Origin of the sequence: Limnohabitans sp., assembly GCF_030158565.1 — a bacterium.
In the GTDB taxonomy this organism is placed as follows: Bacteria; Pseudomonadota; Gammaproteobacteria; order Burkholderiales; family Burkholderiaceae_C; genus Limnohabitans_A.
Genome location: NZ_JAOASQ010000023.1, coordinates 134184 through 152376, shown reverse-complemented (window position 1 = coordinate 152376; position 18193 = coordinate 134184). Strand labels below are relative to the sequence as shown.

General features: G+C 61.9%; 18 protein-coding genes. 13 read left to right on the top strand and 5 right to left on the bottom strand.

Translation table 11 applies throughout. The features are described from left to right. Positions 1-7 precede the first annotated feature (7 nt). Positions 8-439: a hydroxyphenylacetyl-CoA thioesterase PaaI gene (paaI, locus tag Q1W40_RS04470; protein ID WP_300709291.1), complete on the top strand. Its 432-nt coding sequence runs from the start codon at positions 8-10 to the stop codon at positions 437-439. Between the two features lie 150 nt (positions 440-589). Further along, a complete protein-coding gene (paaK, locus tag Q1W40_RS04465; RefSeq protein ID WP_300709289.1) occupies positions 590-1891 on the top strand; it encodes a phenylacetate--CoA ligase PaaK in 1302 nt (433 codons plus the stop codon). 63 nt (positions 1892-1954) lie between these two features. Here the strand turns inward: paaK and Q1W40_RS04460 are convergent, their stop codons facing one another. Genes Q1W40_RS04460 through Q1W40_RS04440 form a run of 5 tightly spaced genes read right to left on the bottom strand, consistent with a single transcriptional unit; the run spans position 1955 to position 7078 of the window. After that, entirely contained in the window at positions 1955-2959 is a 1005-nt protein-coding gene (locus tag Q1W40_RS04460; RefSeq protein WP_300709287.1) for a putative transporter, read from the bottom strand. Next, the gene (locus tag Q1W40_RS04455) at positions 2944-4713 is read right to left on the bottom strand and encodes a peptidase M61 (RefSeq protein ID WP_300709285.1); all 1770 of its coding nucleotides are present in this window, start codon (positions 4711-4713) and stop codon (positions 2944-2946) included. The genes Q1W40_RS04460 and Q1W40_RS04455 overlap by 16 nt, the downstream gene beginning before the upstream one ends. Positions 4714-4716: 3 nt before the next feature. After that, entirely contained in the window at positions 4717-5175 is a 459-nt protein-coding gene (locus Q1W40_RS04450) for a DUF3429 domain-containing protein (protein WP_300709283.1), read from the bottom strand. Next, the gene (locus Q1W40_RS04445; protein ID WP_300709281.1) at positions 5172-5879 is read right to left on the bottom strand and encodes a DsbC family protein; all 708 of its coding nucleotides are present in this window, start codon (positions 5877-5879) and stop codon (positions 5172-5174) included. The genes Q1W40_RS04450 and Q1W40_RS04445 overlap by 4 nt, the downstream gene beginning before the upstream one ends. A 38-nt stretch (positions 5880-5917) precedes the next feature. Continuing rightward, positions 5918-7078 (bottom strand): FAD-dependent monooxygenase, encoded by a 1161-nt coding sequence (locus Q1W40_RS04440; RefSeq protein ID WP_300709279.1) that lies wholly within the window; start codon positions 7076-7078, stop codon positions 5918-5920. Between the two features lie 157 nt (positions 7079-7235). On the opposite strand from Q1W40_RS04440, the gene ychF reads away from it, so the two are divergent. The 11 genes from ychF (at position 7236) to Q1W40_RS04385 (ending at position 18191) form a co-directional block, all read left to right on the top strand. Continuing rightward, positions 7236-8327 carry a redox-regulated ATPase YchF gene (gene ychF, locus Q1W40_RS04435; RefSeq protein WP_300709277.1) on the top strand — a complete coding sequence of 364 codons (1092 nt, stop codon included), beginning with the start codon at positions 7236-7238 and terminating at the stop codon, positions 8325-8327. A gap of 174 nt (positions 8328-8501) precedes the next feature. Then, the gene (locus Q1W40_RS04430; RefSeq protein ID WP_300709275.1) at positions 8502-9308 is read left to right on the top strand and encodes an ABC transporter ATP-binding protein; all 807 of its coding nucleotides are present in this window, start codon (positions 8502-8504) and stop codon (positions 9306-9308) included. Between the two features lie 41 nt (positions 9309-9349). Continuing rightward, on the top strand, positions 9350-10351 hold the full coding sequence (locus Q1W40_RS04425) for an ABC transporter substrate-binding protein (RefSeq protein ID WP_300709273.1): 1002 nt from the start codon (positions 9350-9352) through the stop codon (positions 10349-10351). A gap of 51 nt (positions 10352-10402) precedes the next feature. Then, positions 10403-11182 carry an ABC transporter permease gene (locus Q1W40_RS04420; protein ID WP_300709271.1) on the top strand — a complete coding sequence of 260 codons (780 nt, stop codon included), beginning with the start codon at positions 10403-10405 and terminating at the stop codon, positions 11180-11182. 14 nt (positions 11183-11196) lie between these two features. Next, positions 11197-11946 (top strand): SDR family oxidoreductase, encoded by a 750-nt coding sequence (locus Q1W40_RS04415; protein WP_300709269.1) that lies wholly within the window; start codon positions 11197-11199, stop codon positions 11944-11946. 104 nt (positions 11947-12050) lie between these two features. After that, positions 12051-12566, top strand: a complete 516-nt coding sequence (locus Q1W40_RS04410) for a cupin domain-containing protein (protein WP_300709386.1) — start codon at positions 12051-12053, stop codon at positions 12564-12566. Between the two features lies 1 nt (position 12567). Beyond that, complete coding sequence (locus tag Q1W40_RS04405) at positions 12568-13407, top strand: alpha/beta hydrolase (RefSeq protein ID WP_300709267.1); 840 nt, start codon at positions 12568-12570, stop codon at positions 13405-13407. Between the two features lie 9 nt (positions 13408-13416). Further along, positions 13417-14247, top strand: coding sequence for an IclR family transcriptional regulator (locus Q1W40_RS04400; protein ID WP_300709265.1), 831 nt, complete (start codon positions 13417-13419; stop codon positions 14245-14247). Next, positions 14244-15908 (top strand): thiamine pyrophosphate-binding protein, encoded by a 1665-nt coding sequence (locus Q1W40_RS04395; RefSeq protein WP_300709263.1) that lies wholly within the window; start codon positions 14244-14246, stop codon positions 15906-15908. Before Q1W40_RS04400 ends, Q1W40_RS04395 begins: the two co-directional genes overlap by 4 nt. A gap of 3 nt (positions 15909-15911) precedes the next feature. Continuing rightward, on the top strand, positions 15912-16706 hold the full coding sequence (locus Q1W40_RS04390; RefSeq protein WP_300709261.1) for an aspartate dehydrogenase: 795 nt from the start codon (positions 15912-15914) through the stop codon (positions 16704-16706). Between the two features lie 12 nt (positions 16707-16718). Beyond that, positions 16719-18191: an aldehyde dehydrogenase gene (locus Q1W40_RS04385; RefSeq protein ID WP_300709259.1), complete on the top strand. Its 1473-nt coding sequence runs from the start codon at positions 16719-16721 to the stop codon at positions 18189-18191. Positions 18192-18193 lie beyond the last annotated feature (2 nt).

Sequence of the window (18193 nt, the reverse complement as noted above, 5' to 3'; positions counted from 1 at the left end):
GCGAATGATGAGCGACCCGAAAACCCTCGCCCGCCAAGTGGGCGAAACCATGTTCGCCGTGGACGTGGCCTCCAAAGACACCATGGGCATGCAGCTGCTGGCCTGCGAGCCGGGCCGCGCCGTGATCCGCATGGAGGTCAAAGCGCTGCACCTGAACGGTCACCAAATTTGCCACGGCGGTTTCATCTTCACGCTGGCCGACTCGACCTTTGCCTTTGCCTGCAACAGCTACAACAAGAACGCGGTGGCTGCCGGCTGCAGCATTGAGTTTTTGAAGCCCGGTAAGCTCGGCGATGTGCTGACTTGCGAAGGCATCGAGCAGACCCTGAGCGGTCGCCACGGCATTTACGACATGAAAGTCACTAACCAGAACGGCGAAGTGATCGCCATGTTCCGTGGCAAGAGTGCGCAGATTCCGGGCACGGTCATACCGGAATAAGCCCCCAATGTCATCCCGCGCTGTTCATTCAAGACCGCGATTTTTTGTTCAAGATCGCGATTTTTTGTCATTCCCGCGCACGCGGGAATCCATGTCTTCAACGCGCATTGCACACGGCCAACCCTTTGATTTTTGAATTCGGAGTCACCCATGACTGAAAAAGCCTTCCCCCTGGAGCCGATTGAAAAGGCCAGCATCGACGAGCTGCGCAGCCTGCAGCTCAAGCGTTTGCAACAAACCCTGCAGCACGCCTATGCCAACTCGCCCGTGTACCGCGCCAAGTTTGATGCCGCAGGCGTGCACCCCGACGACTGCAAGAGCCTGGCCGACATCGCCAAGTTCCCCTTCACCACCAAGTCGGACCTGCGCGACAGCTACCCCTTTGGCATGTTTGCCGTGCCGCGTGAAAACTGCGCCCGCATCCACGCGTCCAGCGGCACCACTGGCAAACCCACGGTGGTGGGCTACACCCTCAAGGACATCGACACCTGGTCCACCGTGGTGGCCCGCAGCATCCGCGCAGGCGGTGCCAAGCCCGGTGACATGGTGCATGTGAGCTACGGCTATGGCCTGTTCACCGGCGGCATGGGCGCTCACTATGGCGCAGAAAAACTGGGCCTTACGGTCGTGCCCTTTGGCGGCGGCCAAACCGAGCGCCAGGTGCAGCTGATCCAGGACTTCAAGTCCAACATCATCATGGTCACGCCCAGCTACATGCTGGCCATTGCCGACGAGTTCGAGCGTCAGGGCATCGACCCCAAGAGCAGCTCGCTGCGCATCGGCATCTTCGGCGCTGAGCCTTGGACCAACGACATGCGCGCCGCCATCGAAAAACGCATGGCGATTGACGCGGTGGACATTTATGGCTTGTCCGAAGTCATGGGCCCGGGCGTGGCCAGCGAGTGCATCGAAACCAAAGATGGTCCGACCATCTGGGAAGACCATTTCTACCCCGAGATCATCAACCCCGAAACCGGCGAGCCCGTGGCCGACGGCGAGATGGGTGAGCTGGTGTTCACCAGCCTCACCAAAGAAGCGCTGCCCATCATCCGCTACCGCACGCGCGACCTGACGCGCTTGCTGCCCGGCACGGCCCGCACCATGCGCCGCATGGAAAAGATCACCGGCCGCAGCGACGACATGATGATCATCCGTGGCGTGAACGTGTTCCCCAGCCAGATCGAAGAGCTGATCTTGAAGCGCGCCGAGCTGGCGCCGCACTACCAATGCGTGCTCACGCGCGAAGGCCCGATGGACGATTTGAAAGTCGTCATCGAGACCAAGCCGGGCGTGTCACCTGACAGCATCGAAGCCCGCGCTGCGGCCAAGATGCTGCAGCACGAAATCAAGGTCTACATTGGCTCCAGCGTGGCGATCGAGCTCAAGGCCGAAGGCGGCGTGGAGCGCAGCCAGGGCAAGGCCAAACGCGTGGTGGATTTGCGCGGCAAGTGAAGCGTACCCGTCAGGGCCGCGCTCCAAGAAAAACCCCGATCGGCCCAGCCGGTCGGGGTTTTTTCATGGGGTGTCTTGCAGCGTTTTTTCAAACGCCCGCAAGCGCTTGAACACCGAGACCAGCTCCACGATGCTGGACCAGCTGCGCACCAGGTACTGGAAGGACTCTTGCACTTGCGAAAACGCACGGGCAATCTGCTCCATCACACCCAACGTGAAAGCGCCCGCCACGATGCTGGGCGCCAGCGCGAAGTAGGGCACCAGCACGCCCGCTTGCAGGTAGCTCCATTTGGCGGCATCGAAATACATGTAGTGAAAGTACATGCGAAAATGGTTGGTGCGCACGGCGGTGAACAAGGCCTTGAGTGTGGGCGGCGCGGCGCGCAGTGGGTCGTCTTCGCCCATCACAAGTTCCTTGCGGTAAGCCGCTTCCACGCGTTGGTTGGCGTATTCCAGACCGGGCAATTTACCGCCCACACCGGCCAGCAGCACGGTGCCAAATATCGCGAACAGCAAAGCCACATAGACCAGAGAATGAGACACCGGGCCGATCCAGGGCAAGGCCGTGACTTTCTCGGACAGTGTCCACAAGATGGGCAGAAAGGCCATCAAGGTCAGCAGGCTGTCCATCAGGCCCAGGCCCAGTGTTTCCATCAGGCGTGCAAAGCGCATCGTGTCTTCTTGCACGCGCTGTGAGGCGCCTTCGATCTGGCGCAGCCGTGACCAATGCGCGACATAAAAGTCGTTCATGGCGGTGCGCCAGCGGAACACGAAGTGCTTGGCGAAAAACTCTTGCAGCACGGCCACCAGCACAAAAATGCCAGCGATCTGGAAGAAGCTCAGCAACAAGCCCAGGTAGCGCGCTTCGGTGATGGAGCCGGGTTGGCTCAGGGCCTTTTGCACCGAGTCGTAGAACGCGCCAAACCAGTCGTTGATCTGCACGCTCAGTTGCACCTTGTACCAGGTGCCCAGCAAGATCAAGGCGCTGCCCAACCAGGCCCAGACCCACCAGCGTTTGTGGCCAAAAAATGCACGGAACATCGAGATGCCTTTCAGGCTGCCGGCCAAGGGCTGGTGCGGTCTTTGGCCATTTCGAGTCGCCAGACCGAACTTTGCTGCGGCACTGTGAGCGGCAGGCGAAGCAGTTGCCGATCGCGCGAGACCAGTGCGGTGAGTTGGCGTTCTTTGCCCAGCAGTTCGGGCACTTCGGCGAGTTTGGCAATGCGCCAGCTGCCGCCCTGGCCTTTGGCGCCGACGTCCATGCCCAGCCATTCGTCATGGGCGGCCAGGCCCGCCTGTTCGGCGGCGCTGCCGCGTTGCACCGCTTTGATCTGCACGCCGCTGGCGCTGTCGGTGTGGCGCAGGCCCAGGCGGTCGGCAAAGCTGCCGGTCTCCACATGGATCTGGACGCCCTGGCCTTTGAGCAGTGGCGCCAAAGGCAATTCGGCGGTGGCGTGCACCCAGGCGGCGATTTCGGCTTGCCAGCTGCGGCCGGTCTGGGCTTGCAGTTCGTCCAGCAGGTCTTGCTCGCGCATGGGTCCGGCTTTGCAGCGCTTGTACAGGCCTCGCATCACATCGTCGAGCGTGTGGCCTTGGCCTTCCTGGCGCAAAGACAGGTCCAGGCACAGGGCCACCAGCGCCCCCTTGGTGTAGTAGCTCACGGTGGCGTTGAGGGTGTTTTCGTCCTGGCGGTAGTACTTCACCCAGGCGTCGGCACTGGCCTGGGCCACGGTCTGCACATGGCGGCCTGGCGTTTGCTGCACTTGGGTGATGGTTTTGTTCACCAATTGGATGTAAGCGGCATCGTCGATCAGCCCTGCGCGACGCAACAGCAGGTCGTCGTAGTAGCTGGTGAAGCCTTCAAAGAACCACAGCAGCTGGGTGTAGTTTTCTTGTGTGTAGTCGTAGCGCGCAAACGCATCCGGGCGCAGTTGCTTGACGTTCCAGGTGTGGAAGTATTCGTGGCTGATCAGGCCCAGCAGCGTGGTGTAGCCCTCGCTGCTGCGGGGGCCGCTTTGACGGGGCAGGTCGGCACGGTTGCAGATCAGCGCGGTGCTGTTGCGGTGCTCCAGTCCACCATAGCCGTCGTGCACGGCGTTCAGCATGAACAGGTAATTTTTGTAGGGGGCTTTTTGCCCGGCCGATTTGCCTTGGCCGTGCCAAAAGCGGATTTCGGTTTCGCAGATTTTTTGCGTGTCGGCCAGCAAGCGGTCGCCGTCAAACGATGGCAGGGCACCCACCACCACAAAGCGGTGCGGTATGCCGCAAGCGTTGAAGCTGCCCGACCAGAAAGCGCCCAGCTCCACCGGGCAGTCGACCAGTTCGTCGTAGTCGGCGGCGGTGTAAAGCCCGAAGCCGCGTTTGTCGACCTTGACCGGTGTCAGGCCGGTGGCCGCTTGCCACTGGGCTTCGCCTTTGACGGGCAAGAGCTGCACGTGGTGCGCTTGTGCTTCTTGGCCATGCACCCGCAAGCACAAGCTGGTGCCGTTGAAAAAGCCGCGTTGGCTGTCCAGCCAGGCGGTGCGCACCGAGTTGTCGAAGGCATAGACCTCGTAGCGCAGCACCAGAGGTTCACCTGCGCGGCAAGTGATTTGCCAAGTGCATTTGTCTTGTTGCACCAGGGCAGCTTGGCGACGGCCTTGTTTGGCGCTCAGGTTCTGCAGGTTTTTGGAAAACTCGCGCACCAGATAACTGCCGGGAATCCACACCGGCAGTGACACGGTTTGCAGTGCAGCAGCTTGGTCGATGGTGAGTGTGACGCGAAACAGGTGCGCGTTCAGGTCGACCGCTTCGACGGTGTAGTGGAGGGGTGTATGGGCCATGGATCAGGTCGCACCCGCAGCCAGGAAACAACTGAGGGCCGAGACGACGGTCAACTGCAAGCGCATGGGCAGCCAGGGCGCCAGGCCTGCGGCAGGCCAGGTGCGGCGGTCCATCACGTAGCAGCCGATCAGCACAAAACCCAGCAGCGGCAAGCCGGCAAAGGCGGGCATCATCACGCCCACCCAGGCGAGGATGGAGGGGGCCACGCCCCAGGTGAAATGGATGCGCGGTGCTTCGGGTGCGATCAACGCATTGCGAAAGCCCACGCCCCAATGGATGCCGCCCAGAAACGACACGATCACCGCGCCATAGCCTTGCATGGCCAGCGCCACATAGGGGTGCAAATCAGGACCCACTAGCCACAGGCACAGGGCTAGAAAAACAAAGGGGATCAGGCCTGCAAAACCCAGACGACGGATCAGGCGCCAGGTGGGGTCTTCGGGGTGCTTGAGGTGGTTCATTTGATGTCAGCCAGGAGTTTTTCGACTTGGGCCAGGGGCACAGCACCGGGCACGCGGGTGCCATCGGCAAAGAACAAGGTGGGGGTGCCGGTGATGCGGTACTTTTTGCCGAATTCGACGTTGGCATCCAAGGGTGCTGTGTCGCAGCTGGCCGCTGCAGGTGCTGTGCCATTGAGCATCCAGTCGTTCCAGGTCTTGGCCTTGTCTTTGGCGCACCAGATGTTGCGCGACTTGGCTTTCGAGTCTTCACCCAGGATGGGGTACAGCAGGTGGTGGATCGTCACGTTGTCGAGTTTTTGCAGGTCTTTTTCAAAGCGCTTGCAGTAACCGCAGTTCGGATCGGCAAACACGACCAGTTTGCGCTTGCCGTTGCCACGCACTTGGGTGAAGGCGTTTTTCAAGGGCAGTTGGTCAAACGCGATGGCCGAGAGTTTCTCCATGCGTTCTTCGGTCAGGTTGCGACGCTGTTTGACATCGATCAGCGTGCCCTGGATCAGAAAACTGCCGTCGGCATCGCTGTACATGATGTCGCTGCCCATGCGCACTTCGTACAGGCCGTTCATGGGGGTTTTGCTGATCTCGTCGATCTTGGGCAAATTGGGCAGGCGCTCGCTCAGGCTTTTGCGGATGGTGGTTTCTTGCGCAAAGACCGGGCTGATGGCCAGTGTCAGGAGTGCGATCAGCAAGGGGCGTACAAACTTCATGTGGCTCTCTTTCGGTGTCGGTGTTCGGTAGCAGATGCTCAGGCGGCAGCGTCTTGCCCCATGGCCTGGCGGGTCATCCAGTTTTTCAAAGGGCCGCTTCGGTCAAAGCCGCGCATGCCCCAGTTGCGCAGGTTTTGCCAGACCGGGCCGGGCTGTGCAAACAGGCGCTGCAGGCCATCGGTGACAAAGCCCATGGCTTGCACATCGGCTTGGCGGGCGCGTTCGTAGCGGCGCAGCAGCTTGCTGTCGTGCAAAGGGCGCCAGAATTCTTTGGCCTGGATCACGCGCACCAGCTCGGCCACATCGGCCAGGCCCACGTTCAGGCCTTGGCCTGCCAGCGGGTGCATGGCGTGGGCCGCATCACCGGCCAGGGCAAATGCCTGTTTCGTGGTGCCGGGCATCTCGCCAATCCAGCGCGAGGCACGGGCCAGTTGCAAGGGCCAGACCGCTCGTTCAGCGCTCAGCGTCATGTGGCCAAGGGCCATGCGGCATGCTTGGCCGAGTTCGCTGGCAAAGTCTTCGGCGCTCAGGCCCATCAGCTGGGGCACCCGCAAGGGGTGGACGGACCACACCAGCGCCACTTCGTGGCCGCCTTCGCCGCCCAGTGGCAGCAGCGCCAAAATCTCGGCCTGGGCTTCGGACCGGCCTGGCACCTGACCCCAGGTGAACCATTGCCGGGCCACGCCGCCGTGGGGCAGTTCGCAGCGCAAGCGGGTGGCGACCGCGTGTTGTTCGTAGGCGGTGATGTCAAACGCCACGCCCAGCTCGGCACGCGTTTGGCTGGCGCGGCCTTCGCAAATCACCGTGAGCGGCGCGGCGACGGGGGCCTGCACTACTTCGATCTGGGGTTGAAACTGCACAGCAGCGGCCAGACGCGCTTCGAGCACGGGCACGTCCACCATCCAGTTGAGCTCACCTGCGCCCATGGCCTGGGCGCCAAAGGTCAACTCGCCGCCCTGGTCGCCAAAGACCTGCATCTGGTGCACCGGGGTGACCGCCGGAGCGTCTGGCCAGCAGCGCAGGTCTTGCAGCATGCGCTGCGCTGCGCTGTTGAGCGAGTAGGCCCGCACATCGGGGCCGCAGGCCGGAGCGGGCGCCTCGACCAGCGCCACGCGCAGCCGTTCGCGGGCCAGCAACAGGGCCAAAGTGCGGCCCACAATGCCGGCGCCTCGGATGCAAATATCGGGTTGGTTTGCCATGGCTGCATTGTAGGTGGCGGACTCGGCCCGGCGAGCCGGCAGGCCCTTGGCACCTCAGGCTGCGCGGGTCTTTTGCATTCAAGCCGCAATGGGGCCAGGGGCGGCAGTCCCAGCCGTTAAAATCATCGGTTGTCTCCCGAATCACCGAAAGCCTTCCATGAGCCTCAAATGCGGCATCGTGGGTTTGCCCAACGTTGGCAAATCCACCCTTTTCAACGCCCTGACCAAAGCCGGCATTGCGGCTGAGAATTACCCCTTTTGCACGATCGAGCCCAACACGGGCGTGGTCGAGGTGCCCGATCCGCGTTTGCAGCAGTTGGCCGAAATCATCACGCCCGAGCGCATCGTGCCCGCGATTGTGGAGTTTGTGGACATCGCCGGCTTGGTGGCCGGGGCCAGCACGGGCGAAGGCCTGGGCAACAAGTTTTTGGCCCACATCCGCGAAACCGACGCCATCGTCAACGTGGTGCGCTGCTTTGAAGACGACAACGTCATCCACGTGGCCAACAAGGTGGACCCGATTGCCGACATCGAAGTCATCCAGACCGAGCTGTGCCTGGCCGACCTGGCCGCTGCCGAAAAAGCCATCCACCGCGTGAGCAAAATCGCCCGCTCCGGCGACAAGGAAGCCGTCAAGCAAATGGCGATCCTTGAAAAGTGCCAAGCGGCCCTGAACGACACCCAGCCGGTGCGCACCATCGACTTCAGCAAGGAAGAGCGCGCCGAACTCAAGCAGTTCTTCTTCATCACGGCCAAGCCCGCCATGTTCGTGGCCAACGTGTCGGAAGACGGCTTCGAGAACAACCCCTTCCTCGACCGCTTGAAGGCTTTTGCCGCCAAGCAAAATGCGCCTGTGGTGGCCATTTGCGCCAAGATTGAGGCCGAGTTGTCCGAGATGGACGATGCCGACCGCCTGGAATTCTTGAAGGAATTGGGCCAGGAAGAGCCCGGCCTGAACCGCCTGATCCGTTCTGCCTACACCTTGCTGGGCCTGCAAACCTATTTCACCGCTGGTGTGAAAGAAGTGCGCGCCTGGACCATCCATGTGGGCGATACGGGCCCGCAAGCGGCTGGCGTGATCCACACGGACTTTGAGAAGGGCTACATCCGTGCCCAGACCATCGCGTTTGACGACTTCATCGCCTTCAAGGGCGAGCAAGGCGCCAAAGACGCGGGCAAGATGCGCGCCGAAGGCAAGGAATACGTGGTCAAGGACGGCGACGTGATGAACTTCCTGTTCAGCTCCTGATTTGACCCGCCCTGTTCTAGGGCGCTGTTTGAGAGCCTGAAGCGCGTCATGTGCGTCAGGTTTTTTTTTCGCTTTTTATTTAGTTGATTGTTTTGATAGGGCTTTGCCAAACGGCTCGGACAAGGTAGGATTGATTCTGTAATAAATCAACGTTTCTTTAGTGAAACAATTGACATGGGCACGACACCGGATTCAGCAACCCCAGCGATTGAATTCATCGGGGTGGAAAAACGTTTTGCAGCGCGCGGCAAGTCGGCCGAGGTCTTGGCTGCGCGTGACATCCATTTCCGAATCGCTGAGGGCGAGGTGGTCTCCATCATTGGCCCTTCGGGCTGCGGCAAAAGCACCTTGCTCAACATGGGCGCGGGTTTGTCCAAACCCTCTGCAGGCACCGTCAAAGTCAATGGCGAAGTGGTGTCTGGCCCCAACAAGCATGTGGCGTTCATGCTGCAAAAAGACCTGCTCATGCCCTGGCGCACCATTGCCCAAAACGTGGAGTTCGGGCTGGAGCTGCGTGGCGTCAAGGCGGCAGAGCGACAAGCCATCTCGGAGCGTTTGATTGTGCAATGCCACCTCAAGGGTTTTGCTGCGCATTACCCCAATCAATTGTCTGGCGGCATGCGCCAACGCGCCGCCATGGCGAGGACCTTGGCGGTCGATCCTTTGGTGTTGCTGATGGACGAGCCGTTTTCTGCCCTGGATGCGCAGACCAAAATGATCTTGCAGCAGGACCTGGCCCAAACCGTGCAACGCGAGCGCAAGACCGTGGTCTTCATCACGCACGATTTGGCAGAGGCCGTTGCGCTGTCTGACCGGATCTTGGTCATGAGCGAGCGTCCGGGCACCATCATTGAAGAGATTTTGGTGGATCTGCCCGATCGGTCCAATCCGATGCAGCGCCGAAAACATCCGCAATTGGCTGACTATGTGAGTCGGTTGATGGCGTTGTTGAAGTTGGACAGTCAAGCCGATGTGCATTGAGTCCTGTTTGTTTTAACCCCTTGATATCCATGGAGACACGTATGACAAAAGCATCTTTCATCGGCAAACGCCTGACCTGTGCCAGTTTGATGGCCGCTGCGCTTTCAGTGACTTTGCCGGCCGTGGCACAAGCGCCTTTGCAAGAAGTTACTTACCTTTTGCCTGCGCCCGGCACACTGCCGGCTTTTGGCCCCTGGATGCTGGCGCAAGCCAAGGGTTATTACAAAGCCGAGGGTCTGGATGTGAAGTTTGTCGCCGCACGCGGTGGTGTGGACGTGGCCAAGCAAGTCGGTGCGGGCAATGCGGTCATCGGCGGTGCGATTGGCGATACCCCCATCATTGCGCGTTCGCAGGGCATCCCGATCAAGGCGGTGGCGGTCTTGGGCGCGGGCTCGCTGACGCAGATGGTCAGCCACAAAGATGAGCGAATCGAAAGCCCACGCGAGCTCAAAGGCAAAACCGTCACGGTCATCTCTTACACCGACACCACTTACTACGCCTTGCTGGGCATGCTCAGCAAAGTCGGTCTGACCAAGAACGATGTGAACATCCAGGCCGCAGGCCCAGCCGGTGTGTGGCAGCAGTTTGCCGCCAAAAAGGCCGTGGCCATGGCCGGTGTGCCCGACTGGACTGCGAGCGCCATGGACGCTGGCGCGCAGGTCGACATCTTGCCGGCCGATGTGTATTTCAAAAGCATGGCGCAAGCCATCTTGGCGTCTGATGAGACCATTCAGAAAAATCCGCAGCTGATTCAAAAGCTGGTGCGTGCCACGCTCAAGGGCATGAAAGACATCATGGCCAACCCCAAAGAGGCTGCCGCCGCTTATGTGCAGCATGTGCCTGCGCACAAAGGCAAGGAAGCTGGCATTCAAAACGTTTTCGAGATGTACAACAAGTACGTGTACTCCAACCAAAAGGTGCTCGGCCAAATGGACGAGGCTCGCTTGGGCGAACTGCAGAAGTTTTATGTGAGCAATGCGGTTGTACCCAAGGAAACGCCACTCAAAGACCTGTACACCAACCAATTTGTCACAGGCAAATAAGCCGCGAAATAAGCAGAGCGACAACTTGACAACGCATTGACCGACAAACACATGTCCCAAGAAAAACTGACGACCTCGGCTTGGAGCCTGGCGGTGCTGGTGGTGTTCCTGCTGATGTGGGAGTACCTGCCTGGCTGGCTGGGCGTGCCCCAATTTGTGCTGCCCCCCTTCAGCCAGGTGATGGCCGAAGGCGCACGCATCTGGGATGCTGAACGCTTGCTGTGGCATGCCGGCATCACGGCTTCTGAGGTGGTCATTGGCTTTGTGCTGGGGTCGGCGCTGGGTGCGGTCATCGGGTATGCGCTGGGCATCTCGCCCCGGGTCGAGGCGATCTTGTCGCCGTATTTGCTGGCTTTGCAAATTGCCCCCAAGGTGGCCTTTGCGCCCTTGTTTGTGATGTGGCTGGGCTACACGATTTACCCCAAGATTTTGGTGGCGGTGTTGATCGTGTTTTTCCCGGTGCTGATCAACGTGTTGTCGGCCATGCGCGCCATGGATGGCGATCTGATCAACTTGGCCCGTTCGTTTTCGGCCACGCGTTTCCAGGTGTTTCGCATGGTCGAGTTTCCGACCACCTTGCCGCCCTTGTTTTCTGGCCTGCGCATCGCCAGCACGCTGGCGGTGATTGGCGTGGTGGTCGGCGAGCTGGTCGGGGGCAACATGGGGCTGGGCTATTTGCTGGTCTTCTTTGAAGGGCAGGGCAACACCTCTGGGGTATTTGTCATCATCGGTGCGCTCACCGTGATTGGCATCCTGGCTTATTACGCCGTGGTCCTCGCTGAAAAGCGTGTGCTGCATTACCTCGTCAATGCGCAAAGGCCGGGCGCCTGAGAGAAAGCTGGAAGATGCAAGAAATCAATCTGCAAGGCAGCAAAGTGCTGGTCACCGGCTCGGCTCGGGGCCTGGGCGAGAGCTTTGTCCGCGCCCTGGTGGCTGCTGGTGCGCAAGTGGTGATCAGCGATGTCTTGCACGAACGCGGGCAAGCGCTCGCCGCCGAACTGGGGGCTGCTGCACGCTATGTGCCGCTGGAGTTGCTGGACCCTGTGAGCATCCAGTCGGGGGTAGACGCCGCGGCGCAAGCGATGGGCGGCTTGACCGGCTTGATCAACAACGCCGCCATCACCAACTCGGGCGGCAAGACGATGGACGAGCTGGCGCTGGACATGTGGGACCGCGTGATGGATGTGAACGTGCGCGGCACCTGGCTGGTGACCAAAGCCGCTCGGCCGCACCTGGCTGCCAGCGGGCGGGGCCGCGTGGTGAATCTGGCATCGGACACCGCCTTGTGGGGTGCGCCCCGGTTGATGGCGTATGCCGCCAGCAAAGGTGCGGTCATCGCCATGACCCGTTCGATGGCCCGTGAGCTGGGGGCCGAATCCATCACTGTGAACGCCATCGCCCCGGGTCTGACCTTGGTGGAGGCCACCGAATATGTGCCGCAAGATCGGCACGACCATTACCTGAACGGGCGGGCCATCCAGCGCCCGCAGATGCCCGATGACGTGAACGCTGCGGCCCTGTTCCTGCTGACGCAGGGCAGCGGTTTCATCACGGGCCAGTTGCTGCCGGTCAACGGCGGCTTTGTCATGCATTGAACGAAGGAAAAACCATGGACGCGCACAGCAAGAAAGTTCTGGAGGCTGCCAACCAGCCCCATTTCAACGAAAACGGTTTGCTCAATCCGCAGATTCCGCCCGAGATGGCGATCCAGGCCAGCATGCTGCAAAAAAACGGACAGAGTTTTGACGATTGGATGGAAAGCCGAGTGGCCCGCAAGTCCACACGCCGTTACGACTGGGATGCGCTCAAGTTCCAGGCCGACTTTGACCCCAAATACCGCCGCGCCCAGATGCGCTACGTGGGCACGGGCGGCACAGGCGTGGACAAGGATGGCAACACCGTGCCGTCGGCCCACTTCACGTTTTCGACCATGGTGATTCCTGCCGGCGGCATTGGCCCATCGCACATCCATTACGACGTGGAGGAGATCTTCTTTGTTCTGCGCGGGGCCATGAAGGTCGTTTGCGAAAAAGACGGCCAGCGCTGGGAAGCCACGCTGGGCGAACGTGACCTGATCTCGGTGCCGCCTGGCGTTTACCGCGAAGAACAAAACATCGGTGACGAAGACGCCCTGATGTGCGTGATGTTGGGCGCGCCCAAGCCGATCACGCCGGTGTACCCACCCGATTCCCCCTTGGCCAAAATCAAGCGCTGACATGCCACTGAGTCCTCAAGACGCTTTGTCGGGGGTGGTGCGGTCCCTGGTGGACACGCCACTTGGGCCGATCCAGTTTCGCAGTGCCGGTGCGGGGCCACAGGTCACGCATGTGCTGCTGCATGGCATTGGTTCAGCCTCGGCCAGCTGGGCTTACCAGCTGGGTGCGGCTGTGGGCAGGCACGATGTGCGCGTCTTGGCCTGGGATGCACCGGGCTATGGCCGCAGCAGCCACTTGCCTATGGCTGAGCCGCACGCCCAAGACTATGCCGAACGCTTGTGGGCTTGGCTGGATGCCTTGTACGTCACGCAGCCGGTGGTGCTCGCAGGTCACTCGCTCGGGGCTTTGATGGCGGCCAGCGCCGCCCGCTTGCAGCCTAACCGCGTGAGCCGTTTGCTGCTGCTGGCACCCGCCAGAGGCTACGGCGATGCACCCGATGCAGAGCGCGCACGTGTGGTCCAAGGCCGTCTGTCCAACTTGCAGCAACTGGGCCCCATCGGCATGGCCAATGCCCGGAGTGCAGCCATGCTGTCGCCACAGGCGGCCCCTGCGCTGCAAGAGGCCGTGCGCGAGACCATGGCCCAAATTGACCCGGCGGGCTACACCCAGGCGGTGCAGATGCTGGGCCAAGGCCGACTCGCGCAGGATCTGAAAACCTGGACCGGTCCCTTGGCCATTGCCAGCGGAGACGAAGACACCGTCACCACGCCCGCCGCGTGCCATGCGCTGGCGCTGGATGTGGCGCATGAGCGCATCAGCCTGGGGCCGGTGGGCCATGCCTGCCCGCTGGAGGCAGCGGCTGTCGTGAACCCCTTGCTGGGCCTGCCAGCGCTGGCCTGAAGTGAACCTATGACCGACAAGAACCCCAACGAAGACCGTTACACCGTGCCCGGCCTCGCACGCGGCCTGCAGTTGCTGATGCAATTCAACCGCGATGAGCGCGAACTCAGCGGGGCTGAACTCTCGCGCCGCATGGGCTTGCCCAGGGCCTCGGTGTTTCGCATGCTGTTCACGCTGGAGCAAAGCGGGTTTCTGGAGCGCTGTCCTGACGGCGTGAGTTACAAGCTGGGTTTGTCGGTGCTGCGATTGGGTTTTGAGTTGTTGGCTTCGATGGAGTTGACCGAGGTGGGGCGTCCCGTGATCGAGGAGTTGCGTGACCGCTGCGGCTTCTCGGCCCATGTGGTGGTGCGCGATGCCCGCGATGTGGTGTTCATCGCCAAGGCCGCCGGTGGCAACGCCATGTTCCACTCCATCCAGGTGGGTGCGCGTTTGCCCGCGCACGCCACGGTGCTGGGCCGCAGTTTGCTGTCGGACATAGATCTGAAAGAGTTGTCTGCCCTGTACCCCGAATCGGTGTTGCCCGCCTACACCCCCAAGACGCCCACCACACTCAAAGACCTCAAAGCCCTGATCGATCAGGACCGCGAGCGTGGCTATGGCGTGAGCATGGGCGGCTACGAAACTGGCATCTCCACCATTGCCGCACCCGTCTTCAATGAACAAGGCCGTGTCGCTTGCGCCATCAGCATTTCGGTGCCCTCACAGCGCATCGAAGACGAGGCCCTGATGCCGCTGGTCGACATGGTCATGGCGGCGGCAGCCCAGATGACCGAACGCTTGAGCCATCTGCCGCAACGTGGCGGCTGGCCAGCCAAAACCAAGGACAAGAAATCCGCATGAACACATCCCCTGTCACCATCACCGTGGGCGAACTGATCGCCCGATTCCTGGAAGCATGCCAGGTCAAGACCGCCTATGGCGTGATCTCCATCCACAACATGCCGATCCTGGACGCTTTCCACACGCGCGGGCAGATCCGTTTTGTGTCGGCCCGCGGCGAAGCCGGGGCCTGCAACATGGCCGATGCAGCCGCCCGCGTCAGCGGCGTGCTGGGTGTGTGCGTGACCAGCACCGGCACCGGTTGCGGCAATGCGGCGGGGGCCATGGTCGAGGCCATCACGGCAGGCACGCCGATGTTGCACCTGACCGGTCAGATCGAGTCGGAGTTTATTGACCGCGATCTGGGTTTCATCCACGAGCATCCGGCGCAGCTGGCCATGCTCAAGTCTGTGGGCAAGGAGGCGTTTCGCATCCGCAACCCAGAGACCGCGCTGGCCACTTTGCGCGAGGCCGTGCGTTTGGCTTTCACGCCACCCTGCGGCCCGGTGAGCATCGAAATTCCGATCGATGTACAGGCCATGCGCCTGCCTTTGCCCGCTGACCTGATGCCTTTGCCTGTGGCCCCACTGGCCCCGTCGCCTGAGGCGGTGCAGGCGCTGGCTGAGCAACTGGCCAGCAAAAAACGCCCTTTGCTGTGGCTGGGCGGTGGAGCCCGGGGCGCAAGCGCTGCCGTGCAGAGGCTGGTGGCCATGGGTTGGGGTGTGGTCACCTCGGTGCAGGGGCGCGGCGTGTTGGCCGAAGACCACCCGGCCAGCCTGGGCTCGTACAACTTACAAAAACCCAGCGAGGCCTTTTACCAGTCGGTTGATGCCTTGCTGGTGGTGGGCTCACGCCTGCGCAGCAACGAGACCCTGACGTACAAGCTGCAATTGCCCGCACACCGTTTTCGCATCGATGCCAACGCGCTGACCCAAAACCGGGCCTACGACAGCGAATACTTTGTGCAAGGCGATGCCGCCCTGACCCTGAACGCCCTGGCCGATGCGCTGCAAGGGCGCATGCAGACCGATCCGGCGTTCCTGACCGATCTGCAAAACACCCGTCGCCAAGCCGAGGTGCTGGTGGACAGCACTTTGGGCCCTTACGTCAAGCTCAAGAACACCTTGCAAGCCACGGCAGGCAAAGCCCTGTGGTGGGTGCGTGACATCACTTTGTCCAACACCATGTGGGGCAACCGCGCACCGTTGCTGGACCATCCGCGTGCCGGTGTGCATGCGTTGGGGGGCGGCATCGGTCAAGGTCTGGCCATGGGCATTGGCGTGGCGCTGGCCAACCAGGAACACGCTTTGGGCCGCAAGACGGTGGTGATGGCGGGCGATGGCGGCTTTATGCTCAACGTGGGCGAGCTCGCCTGTGCAGCGCAAGAGCGCGCCGACATGCTGGTGCTGCTGATGAACGACAGCCGCTATGGCGTGATCAGGAACATTCAGGATGCGGTGTACGGCAGCCGCCATTGCTATGTGGAGCTGCACAACCCCGACTTCGCGCAGTTTTGCGCCAGCTTGCAGGTGACGCATCACAAGCTCAGCGACCCGGCGCAGACGGAAAGCGTGTTGCGCCAGGCTCTGCAAACACCCGGCCCGGTGGTGGTCGAGGTGGACATGGCCGCTTGGGGGGCTTTCCCGGTCAAGTTTGCCGGTCCGCCCAAGAAGACGGATTGAGCCATGCGCACCCAGGAACTCACCCTCATCGGATTTGGGGCCATTGGCCGCTCGGTCTACCAGCGCATGCAAGGGCATGCAGGCGTGCGCATCACGCACATTGTGGTGTCTGAGGGCAAAGCGGCCGCTTTGCAGGCTGAGCTGGGGGCGGGCGTGACGGTCACGCACCAGGTCCCGCACGGTACGCCATTGGTGCTCGAGTGCGCGGGGCACACGGCCTTGACGGCCCACATTTTGCCCGCTTTGCAGCGCGGCGTCGAATGTGCGGTTTTGTCGATCGGCGCGATGTCTGCACCCGGTCTGCCCGAGCAATTGCAGGCTGCGGCTGAGCAAGGCGGCACGCAGCTGCATTTGCTGGCCGGGGCCATTGGCGGCATCGATGCGCTGGCCGCAGCGCGCCAGGCCGGGCTGGACAGTGTGACTTACATTGGCCGCAAGCCGCCTTCGGGCTGGCGCGGCTCACCGGCCGAGCAGGTGGTGAACCTCGACACCCTGACTGAACCCACGGTGATTTTGCAGGCCACGGCCCGCGAAGCGGCGCGGCTGTACCCCAAGAATGCCAACGTGGCGGCCACTTTGTCGCTGGCAGGTCTGGGGCTGGACCACACGCAGGTGCGCCTGATCGCGGACCCGACCGTGACCGAAAACATCCACGAGATCGAAGCCCACGGTGCCTTTGGCGAGATGCAGGTGCGCATGTGTGGCAAGCCCTTGGCCGACAACCCCAAAACCTCGGCGCTCACGGTGCTGTCGGCCTTGCGCTTTTTGCACAACCGCACGGCCAGCGTGACGATTTGACCCGGAACCGCCATGACAGAACACATCCAGACTTTGCTTGCCGGTCGCTGGCGTGATGCCTCGGGGCCGTCTTACACCACCGAATACCCGCACGACGGATCGGTGGTCGCCCAGCTGCATGCCGCCACCGTGGCCGATGTGGACGAAGCCGTGCAAGCGGCCGAAAAGGCCCGCTTGCAACCGGCTTGGGCCATGCGCATGCCGCATGAACGCGCCGGTGTGTTGCACCGCATCGCGCAAGGTATTCGTGAGCAAGCCGAAAGCCTGGCGCAACTGCAGCGCCTGGACAACGGCAAACCCATCAAGGAATGTCGGGCGCTGGTGGCCAGCGCGGCGGGCACCTTCCAGTTTTTTGCAGCCGCTGCCGAGACCTGGGAAGACGCGGTCACGCCCACTCGGGGTGATTATTTGACGATGAGTGTGCACGAGCCGCTGGGTGTGGTGGGGGCCATCACGCCCTGGAATTCACCGATCGCCAGCGAGGCCCAGAAAATGGCCCCGGCGCTGGCAGCCGGTTGCGCCATCGTCATCAAACCGGCCGAAATCACGCCGCGCATGGCCATCGAGCTGGCCCGCATTGCACAGCAGTCGGGCGTGCCCGACGGCATCGTCAGCGTGTTGCCCGGCAAGGGCTCGGTGGTGGGCGATGCGCTGGTGCGCCACCCGCTGGTCAAACGCATCGCTTTCACGGGTGGCACGAATGTCGGCATGGGCATTCAGCGGCTGGCGGCTGACAAGCTGATGCCGACCTCGCTGGAGCTGGGCGGCAAATCGCCGACCATTGTGTGTGCGGATGCTGACTTGGACCACGCGGTGGCGGGCGTGATTTACGGCATCTTCAGTTCCTCGGGCGAGTCCTGCATTGCAGGCTCGCGGGCCTTTGTGCATGCCGCGGTCTATGAGGCATTCAAGTCGCGCCTGCTGGCTGCCGTGAAGGGTTTGCGTGTCGCCGATCCGGCACTGGAGACGACCCACATGGGCCCGCTGGTTAACCGGGGCCACCGCGATTCGGTGGAACGCTATGTGCAACTGGGCCGCGACGAAGGCGGCCGGGTCTTGTGTGGCGGGGCACGCCCCCAAGGGGGGTATTACGACCAGGGCAGTTACTACCAACCCACGGTGATCGAAGGCTTGCCCAACACCGCGCGCATGTGCCGTGAGGAGATTTTTGGACCGGTGCTGGCGCTGCTGCCCTGGTCCGATGAGGCCGACCTGATCGCGCAGTGCAACGACAACGATTACGGCCTGGCCTCGGGCATCTGGACACGTGACTACAAAGCCGCCTGGCGCATCGGCCGGGCCTTGCAGACGGGCACCGTGTGGGTCAACACCTACAAGTTGTTTTCGGTGAGCACGCCGTTTGGGGGCGTCAAGCTCAGCGGCACGGGCCGCGAAAAAGGGCGTCAGGGTATTTTGGAATACACCACGCAAAAGAGTTTCTACTGGGGCATGAACGATGCCCCCATGCCTTGGGCCTTGTCATGAAA